General features: G+C 60.9%; 4 protein-coding genes and 1 tRNA gene. All 5 read left to right on the plus strand.

Going from position 1 to position 3,450, the window contains the following annotated elements:
* A partial coding sequence (lon, locus tag WBB85_RS03960) for an endopeptidase La (RefSeq protein ID WP_432637323.1) occupies positions 1–1,732 on the plus strand: 1,732 nt, incomplete at its 5' end.
* Positions 1,733–1,887: 155 nt separating this feature from the next.
* Positions 1,888–2,352, plus strand: coding sequence for an HU family DNA-binding protein (locus tag WBB85_RS03965; RefSeq protein ID WP_432637324.1), 465 nt, complete (start codon positions 1,888–1,890; stop codon positions 2,350–2,352).
* 79 nt (positions 2,353–2,431) lie between these two features.
* Positions 2,432–2,506 (plus strand) — tRNA-Val (locus WBB85_RS03970).
* A 92-nt stretch (positions 2,507–2,598) separates the two neighbouring features.
* Positions 2,599–2,814, plus strand: a complete 216-nt coding sequence (locus WBB85_RS03975) for a hypothetical protein (RefSeq protein WP_432637325.1) — start codon at positions 2,599–2,601, stop codon at positions 2,812–2,814.
* Between the two features lie 57 nt (positions 2,815–2,871).
* A partial coding sequence (locus tag WBB85_RS03980) for a histidine phosphatase family protein (protein ID WP_432637326.1) occupies positions 2,872–3,450 on the plus strand: 579 nt, incomplete at its 3' end.

The raw sequence follows: 3,450 nt of genomic DNA on the forward strand, positions 1-3,450 counted from the left end.
TTACCTGAATGAGCAGATGAAGGCCATTCAGCGCGAGTTGGGCGATGGCGAGGAAGGCCAGAACGAGATCAACGAACTGATCGAAAAGATCGCCAATACCAAATTCTCGAAAGAGGCCCGCGACAAGGCCGAGGCCGAGCTGAAGAAGCTGAAGTCGATGTCGCCGATGTCTGCCGAGGCGACGGTTGTGCGCAACTACCTCGACTGGTTGCTGAGCCTGCCGTGGGGCGTGAAATCCCGCGTCAAGAAGGACTTGCGCAAGGCGCAGGAGGTGCTGGACGCCGATCACTACGGGCTTGAAAAGGTCAAGGAACGCATCGTCGAATATCTCGCCGTGCAGCAGCGGTCCGTAAAGATGAAGGGCCCGATCCTCTGCCTCGTCGGCCCTCCAGGGGTTGGCAAGACCTCGCTTGGAAAATCCGTCGCCAAGGCGACGGGGCGCGAATTCATCCGCATTTCGCTTGGCGGGGTGCGTGACGAGTCCGAGATCCGCGGCCACCGCCGGACCTATATCGGCTCCATGCCCGGCAAGATCATTCAGGCGCTGAAAAAGGCCAAGACCACCAATCCCCTGATCCTGCTCGATGAGATCGACAAGATGGGGCAGGACTTCCGCGGCGACCCTGCCAGCGCTATGCTGGAAGTGCTTGATCCGGAACAGAACAATACCTTTATGGATCACTATCTGGAGGTCGAATACGACCTTTCGAACGTGATGTTCCTGACCACCGCGAACTCCTACAACATGCCGGGGCCGCTTCTGGACCGGATGGAGATCATTTCGCTCGCCGGTTACACCGAGGACGAAAAGCGCGAGATTGCCAAGCAGCACCTGATCCCGAAGCAGGTCAAAAACCATGGGCTGCGCAAGAAGGAATTCGTGCTGGCGGATGATGCGGTGCAGGAAATGGTGCGCACCTATACCCGCGAAGCGGGCGTGCGGAACCTTGAGCGCGAGATCGCCAAGATCGCCCGTAAGGCCCTGACCAAGATCGTCCGCAAGGATGTCGAAACGGTCGAGGTCACGGCGAAGAACCTTGAGGATTTCCTTGGCGTCAAGAAATTCCGCTACGGGCTGGCCGAAAAGGAAGACCAGATCGGTGTCGTGACCGGGCTCGCCTGGACCTCGGTCGGTGGTGACCTTTTGTCGATCGAGGCGCTGAAACTGCCCGGCAAGGGGCGGATGAAGACCACCGGCAAGCTTGGCGATGTGATGAAGGAATCAATCGAGGCCGCCTCCAGCTTCGTGCGTGCGATCAGCCCCGAGATTGGCGTGAAGCCGCCGGTCTTTGAAAAAATCGATATCCACGTCCACGTGCCCGAAGGCGCCACGCCCAAGGACGGCCCTTCGGCGGGTGTCGGCATGGTGACCTCCATTGTCTCGGTTCTGACCCAGATCCCGGTCCACAAGGATATCGCGATGACGGGTGAGGTGACGTTGCGCGGCAACGTTCTGGCCATCGGTGGGTTGAAGGAAAAGCTGCTGGCGGCCCTGCGCGGCGGGGTCAAGACGGTTCTGATCCCGGAAGAAAACGCCAAGGACCTGCCAGAGATCCCGGACAATGTGAAAGCCGGGCTTGAGATCATCCCGGTTTCTCATGTCCGCGAAGTGCTGAAACATGCACTGGTGCGCAAACCCGAACCGATCGTCTGGGATGCCGAAGCCGAGGAAGCCGCCGCCAAGGCAGCGCTTTCCGAGCAGAAGGCCAGTACGGGCGCGACGGCCCACTGACCGGCACCAGTGATTTGCATTGAAAAGGCGCGCCTTGCGGGGCGCGCCTTTTTTGTCGCGCGCGTCGGACTTTGTTGCAAAACACCTGAGGCATCGTAGCGCGGTGACGGAGTGCGCGTTAGTCTTCGATTGGATGAAGGAAGGGGCATTTCTCAATGACCGCCAGAAAAACCACAAAAACACCCGCAAAAGCCACCCGTGCACCGGCCAGCGCCAAACCGGCTGCGCTTGCGGGGGCAACGGTACCTTCGAAGACAGCAGCCCCTGTTAAGAAGCAGGCACCGGCAACCACCTCGGCGGAGGTGCCACGGTTGCCCACGGCGGACATCCAGACCGGCGATATCGATAAAACTGTGTTGCGAAAGAAAGAGCTGTTCGAACGCGTGGTTGACGCGACGGGTGCGAAGAAGAAAGACGTAAAACCCATCGTGGAAGCGACGCTGAAAGCACTGGGTGACGCATTATCGGCAGGCGAAGATCTGGTCCTGCCACCGCTGGGCAAGGCCAAGGTCAACCGGCAGAAAGACCTCGGCTCGGCCGAGATGCTGGTGATCCGGCTCCGGCGGCAGGACGAAAAGCCTGCGGAAGCTGCGACGGATGGTGGTGCGGACGCCGATTGATCCGGGCAACCACGCGGCCTTAGGGGCGACGTTCCCCCCTTGCACGAATGAAAGATTAGGGCTAGGAACCCCGCCGACCGGGTGATTAGCTCAGTGGTAGAGCGCTTCGTTCACATCGAAGATGTCGGGGGTTCAAATCCCTCATCACCCACCATTTCTTCCCTCCCACCGCACGCCGGCTTAACGGCAATTCAAGGCTTGCGCGGTCAGATCGGCTGGTGTTCCGACTGCCGGCAGGGGGCCGCGATGCCGTTGCAATTCAAGTATTTCAAACCCTTTTCGTTGACCTGGCTTGCCTCGGCCCTGCCGCTTGGCGCGGGGCTGTTTATAGCCTTTGAACCGGTTCACCACCTCGGCGATTGGAGCCGGTCGGTCAGCACGACCTTTGGCGGTACCTCGCCCTATCTGCTGATCAATGCGGGTCTTGTCGGGATCGGGCTGAGGGGGGCTGTGCGGCCCTGACCGAGTCGACAAGGGGCGGTTCCGGCGGTAGGCTGGGGGTCCGAGAAAGGTACCCTCATGCGATCCTTCCCCGAGCTTTATATCCTTCGCCATGGCCAGACCGAATGGAATGCCGTGCACCGGATGCAGGGTGCACTTGATTCGCCGCTGACCGCACTTGGGCGGGAACAGGCAGGCCGACAGGCCGGGATTCTTGCCCGGACCGGGGTCGGGGCCGAAAATCATTCCTTTCATGTCAGCCCCCAAGGCCGTGCCCGGCAAACGGCAGAGATTGTGCTCGGGCCGCTCGGGATCGTGCCAGAAGTCGATGCCCGCCTGCGCGAAATCAGCCTTGGCACCTGGGACGGGCTGACACAAGCCGGGATCGAGGCGCGCAATCCCGGCATATTCGACGGCGATCATCCGTTTCTGTGGCAGGATCGCGCGCCCGAGGGGACCGGCTTTGCCGCATTCGATGCCCGGCTACGGGACTATCTTGCCGATCTGACCGGGCCGACGGTCATAATCGCCCATGGCATGGTTTCGCTGTTTCTGCGCGGCGCGGTTCTGGGCCTCGATCTGGATGGAATCGCGGGGCTGCCGGGCGGGCAGGGCGTGGTCTATCACCTGAAGGACGGCATTCAGACGCGGCTTGAA

It is taken from the genome of Albidovulum sp. (assembly GCF_049646345.1).
Classification (GTDB): Bacteria; Pseudomonadota; Alphaproteobacteria; order Rhodobacterales; family Rhodobacteraceae; genus Albidovulum.

Excerpts from the sequence above, each read along its gene's own strand:
- WBB85_RS03965 (WP_432637324.1), top strand. The coding sequence starts at position 1,888 with ATGACCGCCAGAAAAACCACAAAAACACCCGCAAAAGCCACCCGTGCA.
- WBB85_RS03975 (WP_432637325.1), top strand. The coding sequence starts at position 2,599 with ATGCCGTTGCAATTCAAGTATTTCAAACCCTTTTCGTTGACCTGGCTT.